The 13,921-nt window shown below is 65.3% G+C and carries 16 protein-coding genes; 14 read left to right on the forward strand and 2 right to left on the reverse strand.

The genetic code is table 11. The features are described 5' to 3' along the window. The first annotated feature begins 44 nt into the window (after window positions 1–44). From ACU5AP_RS08590 to ACU5AP_RS08605, 4 genes are read left to right on the forward strand one after another with little or no spacing between them, the layout of a single operon-like run. Window positions 45–1,331 carry an MBL fold metallo-hydrolase gene (locus ACU5AP_RS08590; protein ID WP_446681068.1) on the forward strand — a complete coding sequence of 429 codons (1,287 nt, stop codon included), beginning with the start codon at window positions 45–47 and terminating at the stop codon, window positions 1,329–1,331. A 44-nt stretch (window positions 1,332–1,375) separates the two neighbouring features. Beyond that, window positions 1,376–1,678 carry a hypothetical protein gene (locus ACU5AP_RS08595; RefSeq protein WP_446681069.1) on the forward strand — a complete coding sequence of 101 codons (303 nt, stop codon included), beginning with the start codon at window positions 1,376–1,378 and terminating at the stop codon, window positions 1,676–1,678. Between the two features lie 13 nt (window positions 1,679–1,691). Beyond that, window positions 1,692–2,291: an NAD(P)H-dependent oxidoreductase gene (locus ACU5AP_RS08600; RefSeq protein ID WP_128719537.1), complete on the forward strand. Its 600-nt coding sequence runs from the start codon at window positions 1,692–1,694 to the stop codon at window positions 2,289–2,291. Between the two features lie 27 nt (window positions 2,292–2,318). Further along, window positions 2,319–3,179, forward strand: a complete 861-nt coding sequence (locus ACU5AP_RS08605; RefSeq protein ID WP_128719538.1) for a universal stress protein — start codon at window positions 2,319–2,321, stop codon at window positions 3,177–3,179. 91 nt (window positions 3,180–3,270) lie between these two features. Here ACU5AP_RS08605 and ACU5AP_RS08610 read toward each other — a convergent pair whose 3' ends face one another. After that, entirely contained in the window at window positions 3,271–3,903 is a 633-nt protein-coding gene (locus ACU5AP_RS08610) for a helix-turn-helix domain-containing protein (RefSeq protein WP_446681070.1), read from the reverse strand. A 327-nt stretch (window positions 3,904–4,230) separates the two neighbouring features. Between ACU5AP_RS08610 and ACU5AP_RS08615 the strand changes: the two genes are divergently transcribed. The 3 genes from ACU5AP_RS08615 to ACU5AP_RS08625 are packed head-to-tail and all read left to right on the forward strand — an operon-like array spanning window position 4,231 to window position 7,144. Then, a complete protein-coding gene (locus tag ACU5AP_RS08615) occupies window positions 4,231–5,217 on the forward strand; it encodes an efflux RND transporter periplasmic adaptor subunit (protein WP_046651880.1) in 987 nt (328 codons plus the stop codon). Continuing rightward, window positions 5,214–6,473 (forward strand): ABC transporter permease, encoded by a 1,260-nt coding sequence (locus ACU5AP_RS08620; protein WP_128719540.1) that lies wholly within the window; start codon window positions 5,214–5,216, stop codon window positions 6,471–6,473. The genes ACU5AP_RS08615 and ACU5AP_RS08620 overlap by 4 nt, the downstream gene beginning before the upstream one ends. Further along, the gene (locus tag ACU5AP_RS08625; protein ID WP_046651774.1) at window positions 6,470–7,144 is read left to right on the forward strand and encodes an ABC transporter ATP-binding protein; all 675 of its coding nucleotides are present in this window, start codon (window positions 6,470–6,472) and stop codon (window positions 7,142–7,144) included. Before ACU5AP_RS08620 ends, ACU5AP_RS08625 begins: the two co-directional genes overlap by 4 nt. Window positions 7,145–7,843: 699 nt before the next feature. Here the strand turns inward: ACU5AP_RS08625 and ACU5AP_RS08630 are convergent. Further along, window positions 7,844–8,251: a MerR family transcriptional regulator gene (locus tag ACU5AP_RS08630; RefSeq protein WP_446681071.1), complete on the reverse strand. Its 408-nt coding sequence runs from the start codon at window positions 8,249–8,251 to the stop codon at window positions 7,844–7,846. 77 nt (window positions 8,252–8,328) lie between these two features. On the opposite strand from ACU5AP_RS08630, the gene ACU5AP_RS08635 reads away from it, so the two are divergent. From ACU5AP_RS08635 to ACU5AP_RS08665, 7 genes are all read left to right on the forward strand, one after another. Then, window positions 8,329–8,724, forward strand: coding sequence for a mercuric transporter MerT family protein (locus ACU5AP_RS08635; protein WP_446681072.1), 396 nt, complete (start codon window positions 8,329–8,331; stop codon window positions 8,722–8,724). A gap of 12 nt (window positions 8,725–8,736) precedes the next feature. Next, window positions 8,737–9,066, forward strand: a complete 330-nt coding sequence (locus tag ACU5AP_RS08640) for a heavy-metal-associated domain-containing protein (RefSeq protein ID WP_446681073.1) — start codon at window positions 8,737–8,739, stop codon at window positions 9,064–9,066. 106 nt (window positions 9,067–9,172) lie between these two features. Then, window positions 9,173–9,430 carry a mercury resistance system transport protein MerF gene (merF, locus tag ACU5AP_RS08645; RefSeq protein WP_446681074.1) on the forward strand — a complete coding sequence of 86 codons (258 nt, stop codon included), beginning with the start codon at window positions 9,173–9,175 and terminating at the stop codon, window positions 9,428–9,430. 67 nt (window positions 9,431–9,497) lie between these two features. Then, entirely contained in the window at window positions 9,498–10,853 is a 1,356-nt protein-coding gene (locus ACU5AP_RS08650) for a dihydrolipoyl dehydrogenase family protein (RefSeq protein WP_446681075.1), read from the forward strand. 66 nt (window positions 10,854–10,919) lie between these two features. Beyond that, window positions 10,920–12,407, forward strand: a complete 1,488-nt coding sequence (gene merA, locus ACU5AP_RS08655) for a mercury(II) reductase (protein ID WP_446681076.1) — start codon at window positions 10,920–10,922, stop codon at window positions 12,405–12,407. A gap of 454 nt (window positions 12,408–12,861) precedes the next feature. After that, window positions 12,862–13,053: a DUF3008 family protein gene (locus ACU5AP_RS08660; protein WP_446681077.1), complete on the forward strand. Its 192-nt coding sequence runs from the start codon at window positions 12,862–12,864 to the stop codon at window positions 13,051–13,053. Window positions 13,054–13,120: 67 nt separating this feature from the next. Further along, on the forward strand, window positions 13,121–13,897 hold the full coding sequence (locus ACU5AP_RS08665; protein ID WP_446681078.1) for an arsenic resistance protein: 777 nt from the start codon (window positions 13,121–13,123) through the stop codon (window positions 13,895–13,897). Window positions 13,898–13,921: the final 24 nt, after the last annotated feature.

Consider the following 13,921-nt stretch of genomic DNA (forward strand, 5'->3'; position numbering starts at 1 on the left):
GGCGGCGGCGTCCCGACGACTGATGAAGACAGGGAGCGAGCGTCATGAGCGTCAACCTCGCCTTTCACGGCGCGGCGGAATGCGTCACGGGGTCGTGCATGCTGGTGGAGAGCGGCGGCGCGCGCTTCCTGGTGGATTGCGGGATGTTCCAGGGCTCCAAGTCGCTCAAGGCGCTGAACTACGAGCCCTTGCCGTTCGAGGCGGATTCGATCGACGCCGTCCTGCTGACCCATGCGCATATCGATCACTCCGGCCTGCTGCCCAAGCTGGTCAGGGCAGGCTATCGGGGGCCTATCTACGCTACACGGGCCACGCGCGATCTTTGCGAGGTCATGCTGGCGGACGCGGCCGAGATCCAGGAAGGCGACGTCGCCCATCTGAACCGCCGCAACCAGAGGCGGGGCGTCCGCGCCGTAGAGCCCATCTATACGACGGCGGACGTCGCGCCGACGTTGCGACTGTTTCAGACCGTCAAGTTCGGTGAAATGATCGACCCGCTGCCGGGAATCCAGGCTCGGTGGTGGCCTGCCGGGCACCTGCTGGGCGCCGCCTCCATTGAGGTTGTGCTCCATGAGGACAAAGGGCCGGTGCGGCTATTGTTCTCGGGCGATCTGGGATCCGGCCATCAGCCCTTGCTGCCCACGCCTGACGGCCCAGTCGGGGTCGATCATGTGATCCTGGAATCCACCTATGGCGACCGCGTTCGCCAGGCCGTCACGCCCGAAGCGCGTCGGGCTCTGCTGGCCAAGGAGATGCACGACGCCAAGGCGGCCGGGGGGCCGTTGCTGATGCCGAGTTTCGCCGTCGGCCGGGCCCAGGAACTGATCCTGGATCTTCTGGCGGTGATGCGCGACGAGCCGGAGCTGACGACCGAGATCTTCCTCGACTCGCCGCTGGCGATCGAAGCGACCGATGTCTTTCTGAGGCGCGGATGGAATGCCGAGGCGGAGGAGAACCCCTATCTGGAGCTTCGCGGCGCGACGCGCCTTCACTATCTGATGCGGCCTCAGGAAAGCGATGGGCTGGAGCGGTTGCGCGACTGGCACATCATCCTGGCGGGCAGCGGCATGTGCGACGCGGGCCGCATCAGACGGCATCTGAAGCGATTGCTCTGGCGCCGTGAAACGACGGTCCTGATCACCGGTTTTCAAGCCGTGGGAACCTTAGGGCGGGTGTTGTTGGAAGGGCGTCGACTGGTCCGCATCCAGGGGGATGACGTACGGGTCAATGCGCGCATACGCGAAATAGACGCCTACTCGGCTCATGCCGACGCCGACGGCCTGGTGCTGTGGCTCAAGGGCCGCATGCCGGTGACGGGAAAGTCTTCCTGACCCACGGCGAGCCTGACGCGCGTTCCGGCCTGGCGTCCCGTCTCATGCGGGCGGGCTTGGAGGCCGAAGCCATCGTCACGCCGATGCTGGATTCGGCGTTCGCCCTCACGGCGACAGAGGCGCAGCCTCTGGGGGCCGTTGGGCGGTTGAGGCCTGGGGCGGCGAGCCGGCCTGACTGGCGCAACGGGCGCGCCGCGCTGCTCGGCGACATCAATGAGGCCCTGCAAGGCGCGCCTGACGACGAGGCTCGTGAAGCCCTGTTGGCGCGATTGCGCGACGCCCTGGAGGCGCCGTCCCATCTTGACGGCCCTCGCGCACCGGCGACGACTCTCGTCCCCGGCGGCTGAAAAGGAGGCTCCGATGAAGCAGGTTCTGATCGTAAGCCACCCAAGGGCCCGCAGCTTCACCATGGCCATGGCGGAGGCCTACGCCGCCGCGGCGCAGGATGAAGGCGGCGAGGTGATCGTGCGCGATCTCTACCGCCAGGGTTTCGATCCCCTGCTGCACGCCGAAGAACTGCCGAGCGATGAAGGCGCTCAGGCGCGTCCGGACGTGGTGGCCGAACGGGCGGTCATCGGCGACGCTGATGTCTTCGCCCTGTTCTATCCGCTTTGGTTCAATGCGCCGCCGGCCATGCTCAAGGGCTACATCGAGCGCGTGTTCGGCATGGGGTTCGGCTATTCGCGGTTCGGGCTCCAGGGCAATGAGCCGCTCCTTTCAGGTCGAAGACTGGTCAGCTTCACGAGTTCGGGCGCGCCGCAACATTGGGTGGAAAGCAGCGGTGCGTGGGACGCCATGCGCAAGCATTTCGACGATCATCTGGCGGCCGTCACGGGGGTGGAGCTCATCGGTCACCACAACATCGGCGGAGTGACGTCCGGCATGCGGGAGGACGCCGTGGAGCGACACGCGCAAGCGGCGGCCGCGACGGCCAGGCGTATCGCCCACGGCGGACGTTGATCCACGACAGAGCGACGGGAGGTGTCGATGGGGCTCAAATTAATCATGGCGCTGGCGTCAGGATCCGGCGGGGACGAGCGCGCGGCGGCGTTCGCGGCCCGGCTTGCCGTGCAGCATGAGGCCAGGGCTGAAATTCTGCCGACCTACGCCAACGCCGCCGCCGACATGATTGGGCTGGGCGCGGCGTTGGGCGTCTCGCTTTCCCAGACATCGATCGATGAACTTCTCGCGGCTGAAAGCGAGGTGCTGCGTCATATCGAGAGGGACGCGCGGGCGGCCGCCGACGAGGCGGGCGCGGCTTTTGGGACGGGGGAGGGCGTGTCGCGTGTGGCGGTTCTCGGCCGAAGCCCTGGCCCAGTGCTGAGTCTTTGCCGTCAGACGGCATTGGCCGATCTGGTGGTTGTCGCCCATGACAACGCCGGCGCCAGTCCCATGCGTCGACACCTCGGGGAGTTGCTGTTGGGTTACGGCGCGCCGGTGCTGGTCGGACGAGGCGATCCCGACGGTCTCACAGGCGCGGCCGTCATCGCCTGGGACGGCAGCCCCCAGGCGGGCCGAGCGGTCCGCGCGGCCTTGCCGCTGCTGGCGAAGACGAGCGCGGTGCATATCGCTCAGTGCGTCTCGGGGCTGGACGTCCAAGGTTGCGACCCCGACCCCGGTCGGCTGAAGACCTATCTCAAGCTTCACGGCGTGAAGGCGGGCGACGTCATCCAGGCCGAAGGAGCCGACGAAGGCGTCGCCCTGCTTGCGGCGGCGCAAAGCCGACAGGCCGGATTGTTCGTGGCCGGCGCTTGGGGCCGCTCCAGGGTTCAGGAGACCATTTTCGGCGGGGCGACCAGAACCTTCCTGCAGGAGAAAGACGGGCCCAGCCTTCTTCTGATGCATTGAGCGCGCCTGAGGTGTCCTGACGCCTTTCGGCGTCGCCGGCCCCGGACGAAAGGGCGGGATGCGTTCTAGAAACGCCGGAAGCTCTGTCGTCTCAGGCCGAGGCGAGACGCAGCAGACGGGAGTGTTTCAAAATCCGGAATTCACGACAGGAGACGAAGCCTATGACGTCCTCCTCATGGAAGCGGCTGAGAACGCGGGAGACGGTTTCCAACGCCAGACCCAGATAGTCCGCCATGTCCTGACGGCTCATGGGCAGGGCCACCCGATCTATAGGGCCCTCTCGGGCTAGCTCTAGCAGGAAGCTAGCGACCTTCTCTTCGGCGGAGCGACGGCCCAGCATGGCCAGGTGCTCATGCGCCCGGCTCAATTCTTGGCGGGCGGTCGCGATGATCGCCCTGGTCGTAGCGGCTTCCAGCCGGATCGCCCTGACTCGAGTGGAGCGCATGGCCTCGGCCGTGAAGAGACGTTCTTCGTTGGCCTCGAAACCGAAAAGGTCGCCGGCGTAGTAGAAGTCGCCGATCTGCCGTCGGCCGTCAGGGGAGTGTCTGACGGTCCGCACAGCGCCGAAGATCACCGTATAGAAGGAATGGGCCGGATCCCCTTCTGCATAGATCTGATCTCCGCCGGCGTAAGGGTGGACGACGCCCAACGTCTGTGGACGCCCCCTGATCGGAAAGAAGGAGGCGGAGATCGTTTCGCACGCGTTGTCGAGCCGAGCCGTCATGTCGAAACTCGGGAGTGCAGGGAGCGCGATTATATTTAATATCACCTTGTGATGTGAACACGTTTCAGCGAGCCATGAGTAGACCCAAGGGACTGTCGGCCAGCTGGAACCGGCGACCGGAAATTGACCTTGATCATGCTGCGCGAGCGGAAGGGATGCTTGAGTGGAGGCCGTGCGGGGGCGCGGCCCCGTAGCGGGCGTCCCGAACAAGAGAGCCGTCTCGGGCGCGAGCGATTTCAGCCCTGCGGGTGAGAGATGGACGAGCGCCGGACAGATGAGGAGCTGCAAGGCCCGGGCGTTCGCAGACCGCGCCGTCTGGCGGCCGTCTTGGCGACGGTTCTGTGCGTGCTGCTCGTCGGAACAGGCGTCTACGTCTGGAACGTGCGTCCTTTGCGCGTCGTTGTCGCGCCCGCGCGCACAGGCGTGGCCATGGATGCCGTCTATGCATCGGGCGTTGTCGACTACGCCCGCCAGGCCAATATCGCCGCAGTGGTTTCCGCGCCCATCGTCGCGGTGGCCGTGACCGAAGGCGAGCGGGTGCGCCAGGGCCAGCTGTTGGCGAGGCTGGAGGACGGGCCGCAGGCCGCCGCCGCCGCTCAGCTGGAGGCTCAGGCCTCCCTCAGCCGCGCCGGCGCCTTGAGAGCGGAACGTCTCGCCCAGCACGGCTTCGGCCCCCAGGCGGCGGCGCAGGACGCGCGATCACAGCTGCGCGCGGCCGAGGCGGCGGCCCGCGGCGGCGCGGCGGCCTTGCGGTTCTACCGCGTCACGGCGCCGTTCGCCGGGGTCGTCATCCGTCGCGATGCGGAGCCCGGCAATCTGGCGACGCCCTCGACCATTCTCTTCACCATCGCCTCGCCCGACACCTTGCGGGTCACCGCTGAAGTCGACGAAAGAGACATTGAGGGCCTGCGGACCGGCGCGCTCGCCTTCGTCAGCGCCGACGGCCTGCCGGGTCAGGTCGTGCGCGGGCGGGTGGAGACGGTGACGCCGGCGGGCGATCCGGAGGCCCGCGTCTTTCGGGTGCGCATAGCCCTGCCGCGCGAGACACTCCTGAGGCCGGGCATGACGGTCGACGTCAACATCGTCACCGGGCTGAGGCCTCAAGCCACCTTGATTCCCGAGGCTGCGGTGGATGCGGGGCGGGCCTGGGTGGTGATCGGGCGACAGGCTGAACCGCGTAAACTCCGAACCGGAGCGCGCGCCGCCGATTCGGTCGAGGTGATTTCGGGCGTCCGGCCTGGCGAGAACGTCATTCTCAATCCGCCGCCCGGACTGCGGGCGGGACGAGCCGTCAAGGCGAGCGAGGCGCCATGAGGTCGGCGCTCTCGGTTCTGGTCGCCATCGCGGCGGCCCATCTGCGCATCCGGCTGCGCCAGACGGTCGTGGCGGTCGGCGGCGTCGCCATCGGCGTGGGCTTTTTCCTGGCCGTGTCGGGCATGATGAGCGGATCCCAGAAGGACTTCATCAAGACGCTGGTCGATTCCGCGCCTCATATCATCGTGACGGACGAGCGCAGGCGTCCGGCCCGGCAACCGGCCGCGACGGCCTTCCCCGACGGCGCGGTCGCCGTTCGTCACGCCACCCCCAGAGACGAGGTGCGCGGCCTGCGGAACTGGGCGGCCATGCTCGAGGACGTGCGCTCGCTTCCCGGCGCGGCGGCTGCGCCCGCTCTGGGCGGCGCCGTATCCCTGACCTTTGCCGGGCGAACCGCCGGCGTGGTGCTGACCGGCGTGGATCCCGCGACGGAGGTCCAGGTCAGCCGTCTGACCGAAACCCTTGTCGGCGCCCGGCTGGAGGAGCTGCAGCAACGGCCGGACGGCATCATCATCTCGCGTCCCCTGGCGGCCCGCATCGGAGCAGGGATCGGCGACACCCTGGTGGTGACCGCGCCCGGAGGCCGGCTCCAGCGCATGAGGATCCTGGCCCTGGTCAATCCCGATGCGCGGGCAGGCCTCTATGCCGGCGACACGGCGGCCTACTGCCTCCTGCGAACGGCCCAGGTGCTTTTCGCCAGACCCAATATCGTCAATCAGATCCATGTCAGGCTTGCCGATCCCGCTCTGGCGGAACGTCAGGCCGGCCTGTTCGAACAGAGATGGGACTATCGCTGGGAGTCCTGGCAGGAAAGGTCGAGGGAGGTTCTCGATCTCATCACGGTGCGCAACATCATCATGTACGCCGTCAGCGCCGCCATACTCATTGTCGCGGTGTTCGGGGTCTATACGGGCGTCTCGAACAGCGTGGCCGACAAACGCAAGGATATCGCGATCCTGAGGGCCATCGGCTTCACGGCCGCAGACCTTCAGATCGTCTTTCTCATCGAGGGCCTGGCGGTGGCGGTCATCGGCGTGGCGGCCGGCTTCGTCCTAGGCACGGGTCTGCTCGAAGGTCTGGGCCGCATCCCCTTGAGGCTCGGCGGTCAGCCTCTGACCCTGCCGTTGGACCGAAGTCTTCTGCAGTATGTTCTCGCCGGAAGCGTTTGCCTTCTGAGCTCCCTCCTGGCGGCCTGGCTGCCGGCGCGTCGGGCCGCCATGGTCGATCCTGCGGTCATCCTGAGAGGCGCGGCATGACCTGTGTGCTGGAGACGAAGGGCGTGACCCGGCGTCTGCCGGACCCCGACCCCGTGACGCTTGTCGATGCGGTGACGATGTCGGTTCAGCCGGGCGAGTTCCTGGCCATCGTCGGCCCTTCCGGATGCGGCAAGTCCTCGCTGCTCTATCTTCTGGGTTTGATCGACCGGCCGAGCCGGGGGGAGGTTCTGATCCAGGGCCGCGAAACCGCCGGTCTGAGCGAGCGGGAAAGGAGTCTGCTTCGCCTGGAGCAGATCGGCCTCGTGTTCCAGTTTCACTTTCTGATTCCGGAATTCACCGCGGCCGAAAACGTGGCCCTGCCCATGCGTCGGCTGGGGCGGCTGTCGCCGATGGCGGTGCGTAGACGCGCCGACGAGCTTCTTTCCCTGGTGGGGCTGGATCGGGCGGGGGGACGGCGCCCAGACCGCCTGTCCGGCGGAGAGCGCCAGCGGGTGGCGATCGCGCGGGCCCTGGCCAATGATCCGCCCCTGCTGCTTTGCGATGAACCGACCGGCAATCTCGACAGCGCCAACACCCAGATCGTCGTGAACGAGTTTCAACGGCTGGCCACGGCCAATGATCGCGCCATCATCTGCGTCACGCACGATCCCTCCGTCGCCAGCGCGGCCCATAGGCGTCTCCATATGCTTGACGGGCGGATTCAGGCCTGACGCCCCTGCGGCTTGAGGTCTGCGAGCCCCTCAGCCCGCCCCTCATCGCGTTTGAGGAAGGTCTGGCTTATATAGCGCCCCTTCCGTCTCACCTGGGCCCGCCACGTTCCTGACGGGAGTTTCGAGTAGGTCGCCATTTCGTGCACGCTCTGGGTGCGTGAGGTGTCGAGACTCGGGCAAACGTCGCAACACGTCGCAAGTTCGAGTGCACACGTCGCCTTCCAACATTTTGATCTTAATGAAAATGCTGACAAATCAAGATCGTAGGTTGTCCGTGGCCCCGATGATGGATGGTGATGATTGTAGTGTGTAATCAGTAGGTTGTGGTTCGTCGTGTGCAAAATTTGCACACGCGGGTTCTGCTTTTCTTTCCTTTTCGTTCCCGCTTTTGGCCGCGTTCTGGATCGCCAACGACATCGGTTGTTCTCACTGGCCGCGCCTCGTACGCTGTCACTAGCGGAGGGCCGAGAAAACAACCTGGCGACGCGAGCCTTGGGGCCCTGCGCATCCAACGATCAGATTGTTTGATGCTCACCCTGCCAAGCGGGTGTCGTTGCTGGCGGCGAGATTGAGCGTTTGGCGATACGTGTCGAATCGTTCCGGGCGCGCCTACGCTGGAGCTCGCCAAGGCGCGAAAACTCGCTCAATCGAACGACCGGGTCTGACCTTCTCAGACTTTACCAAGTCCGCTCTGCGCCCTCAGTCTGACGTAAGCGCTCCCAGAACCGGGCACTCCGGCACTTCCCCTCCCGAGCATTTGGCGGAAGCGTTCGCGAGGATCCGTTCCATCCGCCGAAGATCGGCAATCTTGGCGCGCACATCCTCCAGATGCACTTCGGTCTTGTGTTTGACCTCGGCACAGGTCTGGGTCCCGGTGTCTGTCAGCGCCAGCAGCGAGCGAGTCTCTTCCATCGAGAAACCAATATCCCGCGCGCGCAGGATGAACTGCAACCGCTGCGTCAGCTCCGGCGAATAGACCCGGTAACCATTGGCCGAACGAGGCGGCGGGGGCAGCAATCCGACCTTCTCGTAATAGCGGATGGTTTCGAGGTTGCACCCGGTCAGCTTCGCCAATTGGGCCCGCAACAAGCCTGTCTGAAGCGCCATCAAAAAACCCCTTGCGTCTGTAGCAACTACAGGGATTACGCTGAAATCAGTCAGAATGAAATGGAGAGAACTGTCCGATGTATTCAGCACCGGAGTCGGAGCCACCGGCATCTACGCCGGACGCAGGCGCTAAGCAGGGCCGATGGATCGCGGGCGGCGCGCTGGTTGGCGCGGTGCTGGCGTCAGCCTGCTGCGTCGTGCCGCTGGTTCTGGTCATGCTTGGCATTTCAGGGGCGTGGATCGCCAACCTGACGGCGCTGGAGCCCTACAAAACCTATGTCGCCGCGGTCACCCTGGCGCTGCTCGGTTACGGATTCTGGCATGTCTATTTCAAGCCGAAACCGCCCTGCGAGGACGGGACCTACTGCGCCCGCCCACAGTCGGCGCGGACTACGAAACTGGCCCTCTGGCTGGGCCTGTTCGTCGTCATCATCGCGCTCACCCTCAACTGGTGGGCTCCCTATTTTTACTGAGAGGAAAGATCCATGAAGAAGACATTTCTGGTCGGCTTGGCCGTTGTGGCCGTGGCCGGCGTCGGCGCAGCCGTCGCGTTTGATGGACCGGCACAGAACCGTCCGGCGGCGACCGCCGTCGCCCAGCAGCAGACGACCTTCGCCATTGAGCACATGACCTGCGCCACCTGCCCGATCACGGTGCGAAGGGCGATGGAAGGTGTGCCGGGCGTCAGCGCGGTGCAGGTGGACTTCGCCGCAAAGACGGCCCGCGCTACCTATGACCCGGCGCGCGCCACGGCCGCGCAGATCGCGGCCGCCTCGACCAATGCCGGGTATCCCGCCCGCGTCGTACAAAACTAGGCCCCACAGGCAGGAAGACCGCCAACGACGCGGCATCGCCACCCATCCGGACCTCGGGCTCGGGGAAGGCTGCGCGGCGTCCGGATCAATGGAAGAAAGCTTCATCATGGCTGACATGACTGACATGACTGACAAGACCGGCAGGGCCGACAGCCTGTTGTTGCGGATGGGGGTGATCGGCACCGTCATTCTGGCACTGCGCTGCTTTACCCCGGTGCTGGTGGTGCTGCTCGGCATCGTCGGGCTTGCCGCCTTGGCGGGCTGGCTCGATGTTGTGCTGCTGCTGCCCGCGCTGGCCGTGTTCGTCGGGCTGACGGTCTATGCCGTCTGGCGGCGGCGGCGGCGGCGGATGAAGACCGCCTGATGGACGGTCCACCGGGCCCGCCGGGTGCCCCGATCATCAGAGGCTGCCCGTATTGGAGAAGACTTGGATGACCGACGTATATGACTACGACCTGATCGTGATCGGGGCCGGGACGGGCGGCAACGGCGTGGCCCGGATGACGGCGGCGGCGGGATGGAAGGTCGCCAGCATCGACAGCCTGCCCTATGGCGGCACCTGCGCGCTGCGAGGTTGCGATCCCAAGAAGATGCTGATCGCCGTCACCGAAGGTGTGGACTGGGCCCACAACATGACAGGCAAGGGCCTGGAGGCTCGGCCCTCGGTCAACTGGCCTGAGATGATGGCGTTCAAGCGCACCTTCACCGACGCCATGCCGTCGCGCATTGAGGCGGGCTTCCGCAAGGCCGGGATCGCGGCGCTGCACGGGGAAGCGCGGTTCACCGGGCGCGACACGATCACCCTGAACGGCAAGACCCTGCGCGCGAAGCATTTCCACATCGCCACCGGCGCACGTCCGATGACGCTGGACATACCCGGCGAGGACCTGCTGACCACAAGCACGGATTTTTTGGAGTTGTCCGAGAGGCCGGACAGGATTGCCTTTGTCGGCGGCGGGTTCATCGCGATGGAGTTCGCCCATGTCGCCCGACGCGCCGGCGCTGGCACCGTCACAGTCCTAGAAATGGCGGGGCGGCCGCTCGGCCCCTTCGACGCCGATCTGGTGGCGATGCTGGTGGAGGCCTCGGTCGAACTGGGCATTGATATACAAACCGGGGCGAAAGTCCTCAAGGTCGAGAAGCACGGCCCCGAACTCGCCGTTTCCTATGAATCGCCCTCTGGCGTCAGGACCTTGACCTGCGATCTGGTGGTCCATGCGACCGGTCGCGTGCCCAATATCGACCATCTGAACCTCCCCGTCGCCGGGGTCGAAGCTGGACCGCGCGGGATCAAGGTCAACGACGCCATGCGTACCACCAACCCCACCATCTTCGCCGCCGGGGATTGTGCCGACAGTGGGCTGAACCTGACCCCGGTCTCGGCCTATGAAGGGCGTATCGCGGGCAAGAACCTGCTGGCCGGAAAAGACGCACGGTTCGTGTCCTATCCGCCGGTGCCCAGTGTGGTCTTCACCTTGCCGCAGGTCGCGACCGTGGGGCTGTCCGAGGCCGCGGCGACGGAAAAGGGCCTGAAGTTCGACACCCGTTTCGAGAATACCTCCGGCTGGTTTTCATCGATGCGGGTCGGTGCGGTCAGGAGCGGCTTCAAGGTGCTCGTTGAACAGGAAACCGGTCTGATCCTTGGGGTGCATCTGATCGGACCGGGTGCCGAGGAGCAGATCAACCTGTTCGCCATGGCCATGGGCGCGGGGCTCACCGCCAACCAGATCAAGGCCATGATCTTTGCCTACCCCAGCTTCGCCTCGGACATCGGATCGATGGTCTGACGCTGCTGACCCCGGGCCAAATGATCCCATGAAACCGCGGGCTAATGACCGCACAGAACGGACTGCATGATGAACAAGCCAGTGACGGAACGCGACTACTGTTCGAGTTTCGCAGAAAAATCCGGTCTTGGAGATTTCGATATCGCCGTCATCGGCGCGGGATCGGCGGGTTTCTCCGCCGCAATCACGGCAGCCGATATGGGTGCCCGGGTGGCGCTTGTTGGCCACGGGATGATCGGCGGCACCTGCGTCAATGTCGGCTGCGTTCCGTCCAAAACGCTGATCCGCGCCGCTGAAGCGGTTCATGCCGGTCAGACCTCCCGTCGGTTTCCCGGCCTGGAGGGCGCCCTCAAGCTGGAAGACTGGAGTGCTCTCGCCGCATCGAAAGATGAGCTGGTCGCTGGGCTGCGGCAGAAGAAATATGTCGACCTGCTGCCAGCCTATCCGAGCGTGACCTATGTCGAAGGCAGGGCGCGTTTTGTCGACCGAAAATTGCTCATCGATGATGCGCCGATACCGGTGGGCAAGATCATTCTGGCAATGGGTGCGCGCGCCGCCGTTCCGCCCATTCGGGGGTTGGATTGCGTACCCTATCTCACCAGCACTTCGGCACTGGCGCTTGAACGCTTGCCCAAGTCGCTGCTGGTGATCGGCGGGGGGGTCATCGGGGTTGAGCTGGGACAGATGTTCGCCCGCCTTGGCGTGGCGGTCACGATCTGTTGCCGCAGCCGACTGCTGCCCGAAATGGACCCGGAATTCAGCGCCGCCCTTCAGACCTATCTGGAGGCGGAGGGCATCCGGGTATGTGCCGGGGTTGGCTACCAGCAGATTGTGCAAGCTGACCATGGGGTCGAACTTACCTGCGACCGTCCGGCCGGCGGGGGCGCGGGACCCGACCCAGACGCGACGATCGAGGTCATGGCGGCCGAGCAGGTGCTGATCGCGACGGGCCGCCAGCCGAACAGTGACGGCATGGGGTTGGAGGCACGGGGCATCGAGCTTTCGCGCAACGGCGGAATTGTCATCGACGACTATCTCCAGACCACCGTCAATGGCGTCTACGCGGCGGGGGACGTCACCGGGCGTGACCAGTTTGTCTATATGGCGGCCTACGGCGCGAAGCTGGCGGCGCGCAATGCTGTCGGCGGCAATGACCATCGCTATGACAACAGCACCATGCCGGCGGTGGTGTTCACGGACCCGCAGGTCGCAAGTGTCGGTCTTACCGAAACGGCGGCAAGAGCCCGGGGGCTGGATATCAAGGTGTCCCTGCTACCGCTCGATCAGGTGCCCCGGGCGCTGGCGGCGCGCGATACACGCGGGCTCATCAAACTGGTCGTGGACAAGGCGACGGACCGCCTTGTGGGCGGGCAGATCATGGCCCCCGAAGGCGCGGATGCGATTCAAACGATGGTGCTGGCGATCAAACACGGCATGACGGTCGCCGAGCTGGGCGCGACGATCTTCCCCTATCTGACCACGGTCGAAGGCCTGAAACTCGCGGCCCAGACCTTTGACATGGATGTATCGAAGCTCTCCTGCTGTGCGGGGTGAAGCGAGCAGCGGGCTGCCGCCCTCCATGTCCACGGCATTGGGTGACGATCGAGCAACGCTGAGCAGCGGAGCTCGTTGGTTTCCGCGATGATTCGAATTCTAGCCTTCAGCACTCGCCATGAAACGGGCGTTCCGACAGCCTCGAGTGGGTTGGTAATTTCGTGTGTCCAACAAAGAGACGATGACCGCTCCCGGGCGCGGTTCGGACTTCAGCCAGCCAAGTCGAAGCTAGCGAAGTAGATCTCGGCTTCGTCCACGGCGGCGCACCTAATGGGCGCGTGCGCGCAAGGCCCGTCCATCGCTGGCGATGATTGGGAACTCTGGTTTCGCTTGTTGGGTTGAAGGACATGGGTCTGACCCGAGCCAGCCTTCGTGACCTGGAAATCCAACCGACCTGAGTAGGAAGTCCATAGGGCCATACATCGAATGGCTGTTCCTAAATGGAGTGTTCTTGATGCCCGCAAAATCCGCAGTGCAACAGAAGGCCGCCGGCGCGGCATTGGCCGCCAAGCGAGGCGACATGCCCAAGGCGAAACTCAAGGGCGCATCCAAATCGATGGCGTCATCAATGAGTGAGAGCGAACTCTCGAAAATGGCTTCGACAAAGCGGGAGGGTAAGCCGGAACACGTGGCCAAGCCTCACTGAAATTCGACCTCGTTCAGCCCTCTCATGCGAGCAGTCGGTCGCTGCTTCACTTCAGGGGACCCTGCGGGTGCGCGAACTCCGGTTCATGGGGGCCTTGCTGGCGGTCAACTTCATCGCCGTGCCCGTGCTGGTGCTAGGGCTGGTCCAGTTCCTGCCGACCGACCCTCTGATCCGTCTGGGCGTCCTGATGGTGCTGCTGTGCCCCTGTATCGACTATGTCGTGACCTTCGCCCACCTGGGGCGGGCGGACGCCCGGCTGCTGCTGGCCTCGACGCCGGTCCTGCTGATCGCGCAGATGGTCCTGTTGCCGATCTATCTGCGCCTGTTCCTGGGCGCCGAAGCGGCGGCCTATGTGCAACCCGGCCCGTTCATCCATGCCTTCGTCTGGCTGATAGCCATTCCCTTCGCGCTGGCGGTGGCGGTCCAGACCTGGGCCGCGCGCCCATCGACAGGAGGGCGGTTGTCGTCCTGGCTTGGGCTGGCTCCGGTGCGGGCGACAGCCCTGGTGCTGTTCATCGTGGTCGCGGCCGTGGTCCCGCAATTGGGGCAGGCCTTGGACAAGGCGCTGGGTGTCTTGCCGATCTACGTCGCCTTCGCGGTGCTGGCGCCGATCGCCGGATGGAGCGTGTCGCGTCTCGCGCGCTTGACGCCCGAGGCCGGTCGCGCCGTCGCTTTCAGTGCGGCGACCCGGAATTCCCTAGTGGTCTTGCCGCTGGCCCTGGCCGTTCCGGGAGCGGTGCCCATTCTCCCGGCCATAATCGTCGCCCAGACCTTGGTCGAACTCATTGCGGAGCTTGTCTATGTCCAGATCATCCCCCGGTTCGGCGCAAGGCGACCGGCCTAGCTTGCTCCGAACCCGAATGGCGAC

The organism is Brevundimonas sp. RM1, assembly GCF_052907225.1.

Excerpts from the sequence above, each read along its gene's own strand:
- ACU5AP_RS08590 (WP_446681068.1), top strand. The coding sequence starts at position 45 with ATGAGCGTCAACCTCGCCTTTCACGGCGCGGCGGAATGCGTCACGGGG.
- ACU5AP_RS08595 (WP_446681069.1), top strand. The coding sequence starts at position 1,376 with ATGCGGGCGGGCTTGGAGGCCGAAGCCATCGTCACGCCGATGCTGGAT.
- ACU5AP_RS08600 (WP_128719537.1), top strand. The coding sequence starts at position 1,692 with ATGAAGCAGGTTCTGATCGTAAGCCACCCAAGGGCCCGCAGCTTCACC.
- ACU5AP_RS08605 (WP_128719538.1), top strand. The coding sequence starts at position 2,319 with ATGGGGCTCAAATTAATCATGGCGCTGGCGTCAGGATCCGGCGGGGAC.
- ACU5AP_RS08610 (WP_446681070.1), bottom strand. The coding sequence starts at position 3,903 with ATGACGGCTCGGCTCGACAACGCGTGCGAAACGATCTCCGCCTCCTTC.
- ACU5AP_RS08620 (WP_128719540.1), top strand. The coding sequence starts at position 5,214 with ATGAGGTCGGCGCTCTCGGTTCTGGTCGCCATCGCGGCGGCCCATCTG.
- ACU5AP_RS08625 (WP_046651774.1), top strand. The coding sequence starts at position 6,470 with ATGACCTGTGTGCTGGAGACGAAGGGCGTGACCCGGCGTCTGCCGGAC.
- ACU5AP_RS08630 (WP_446681071.1), bottom strand. The coding sequence starts at position 8,251 with ATGGCGCTTCAGACAGGCTTGTTGCGGGCCCAATTGGCGAAGCTGACC.
- ACU5AP_RS08635 (WP_446681072.1), top strand. The coding sequence starts at position 8,329 with ATGTATTCAGCACCGGAGTCGGAGCCACCGGCATCTACGCCGGACGCA.
- ACU5AP_RS08640 (WP_446681073.1), top strand. The coding sequence starts at position 8,737 with ATGAAGAAGACATTTCTGGTCGGCTTGGCCGTTGTGGCCGTGGCCGGC.
- merF (WP_446681074.1), top strand. The coding sequence starts at position 9,173 with ATGGCTGACATGACTGACATGACTGACAAGACCGGCAGGGCCGACAGC.
- ACU5AP_RS08650 (WP_446681075.1), top strand. The coding sequence starts at position 9,498 with ATGACCGACGTATATGACTACGACCTGATCGTGATCGGGGCCGGGACG.
- merA (WP_446681076.1), top strand. The coding sequence starts at position 10,920 with ATGATGAACAAGCCAGTGACGGAACGCGACTACTGTTCGAGTTTCGCA.
- ACU5AP_RS08660 (WP_446681077.1), top strand. The coding sequence starts at position 12,862 with ATGCCCGCAAAATCCGCAGTGCAACAGAAGGCCGCCGGCGCGGCATTG.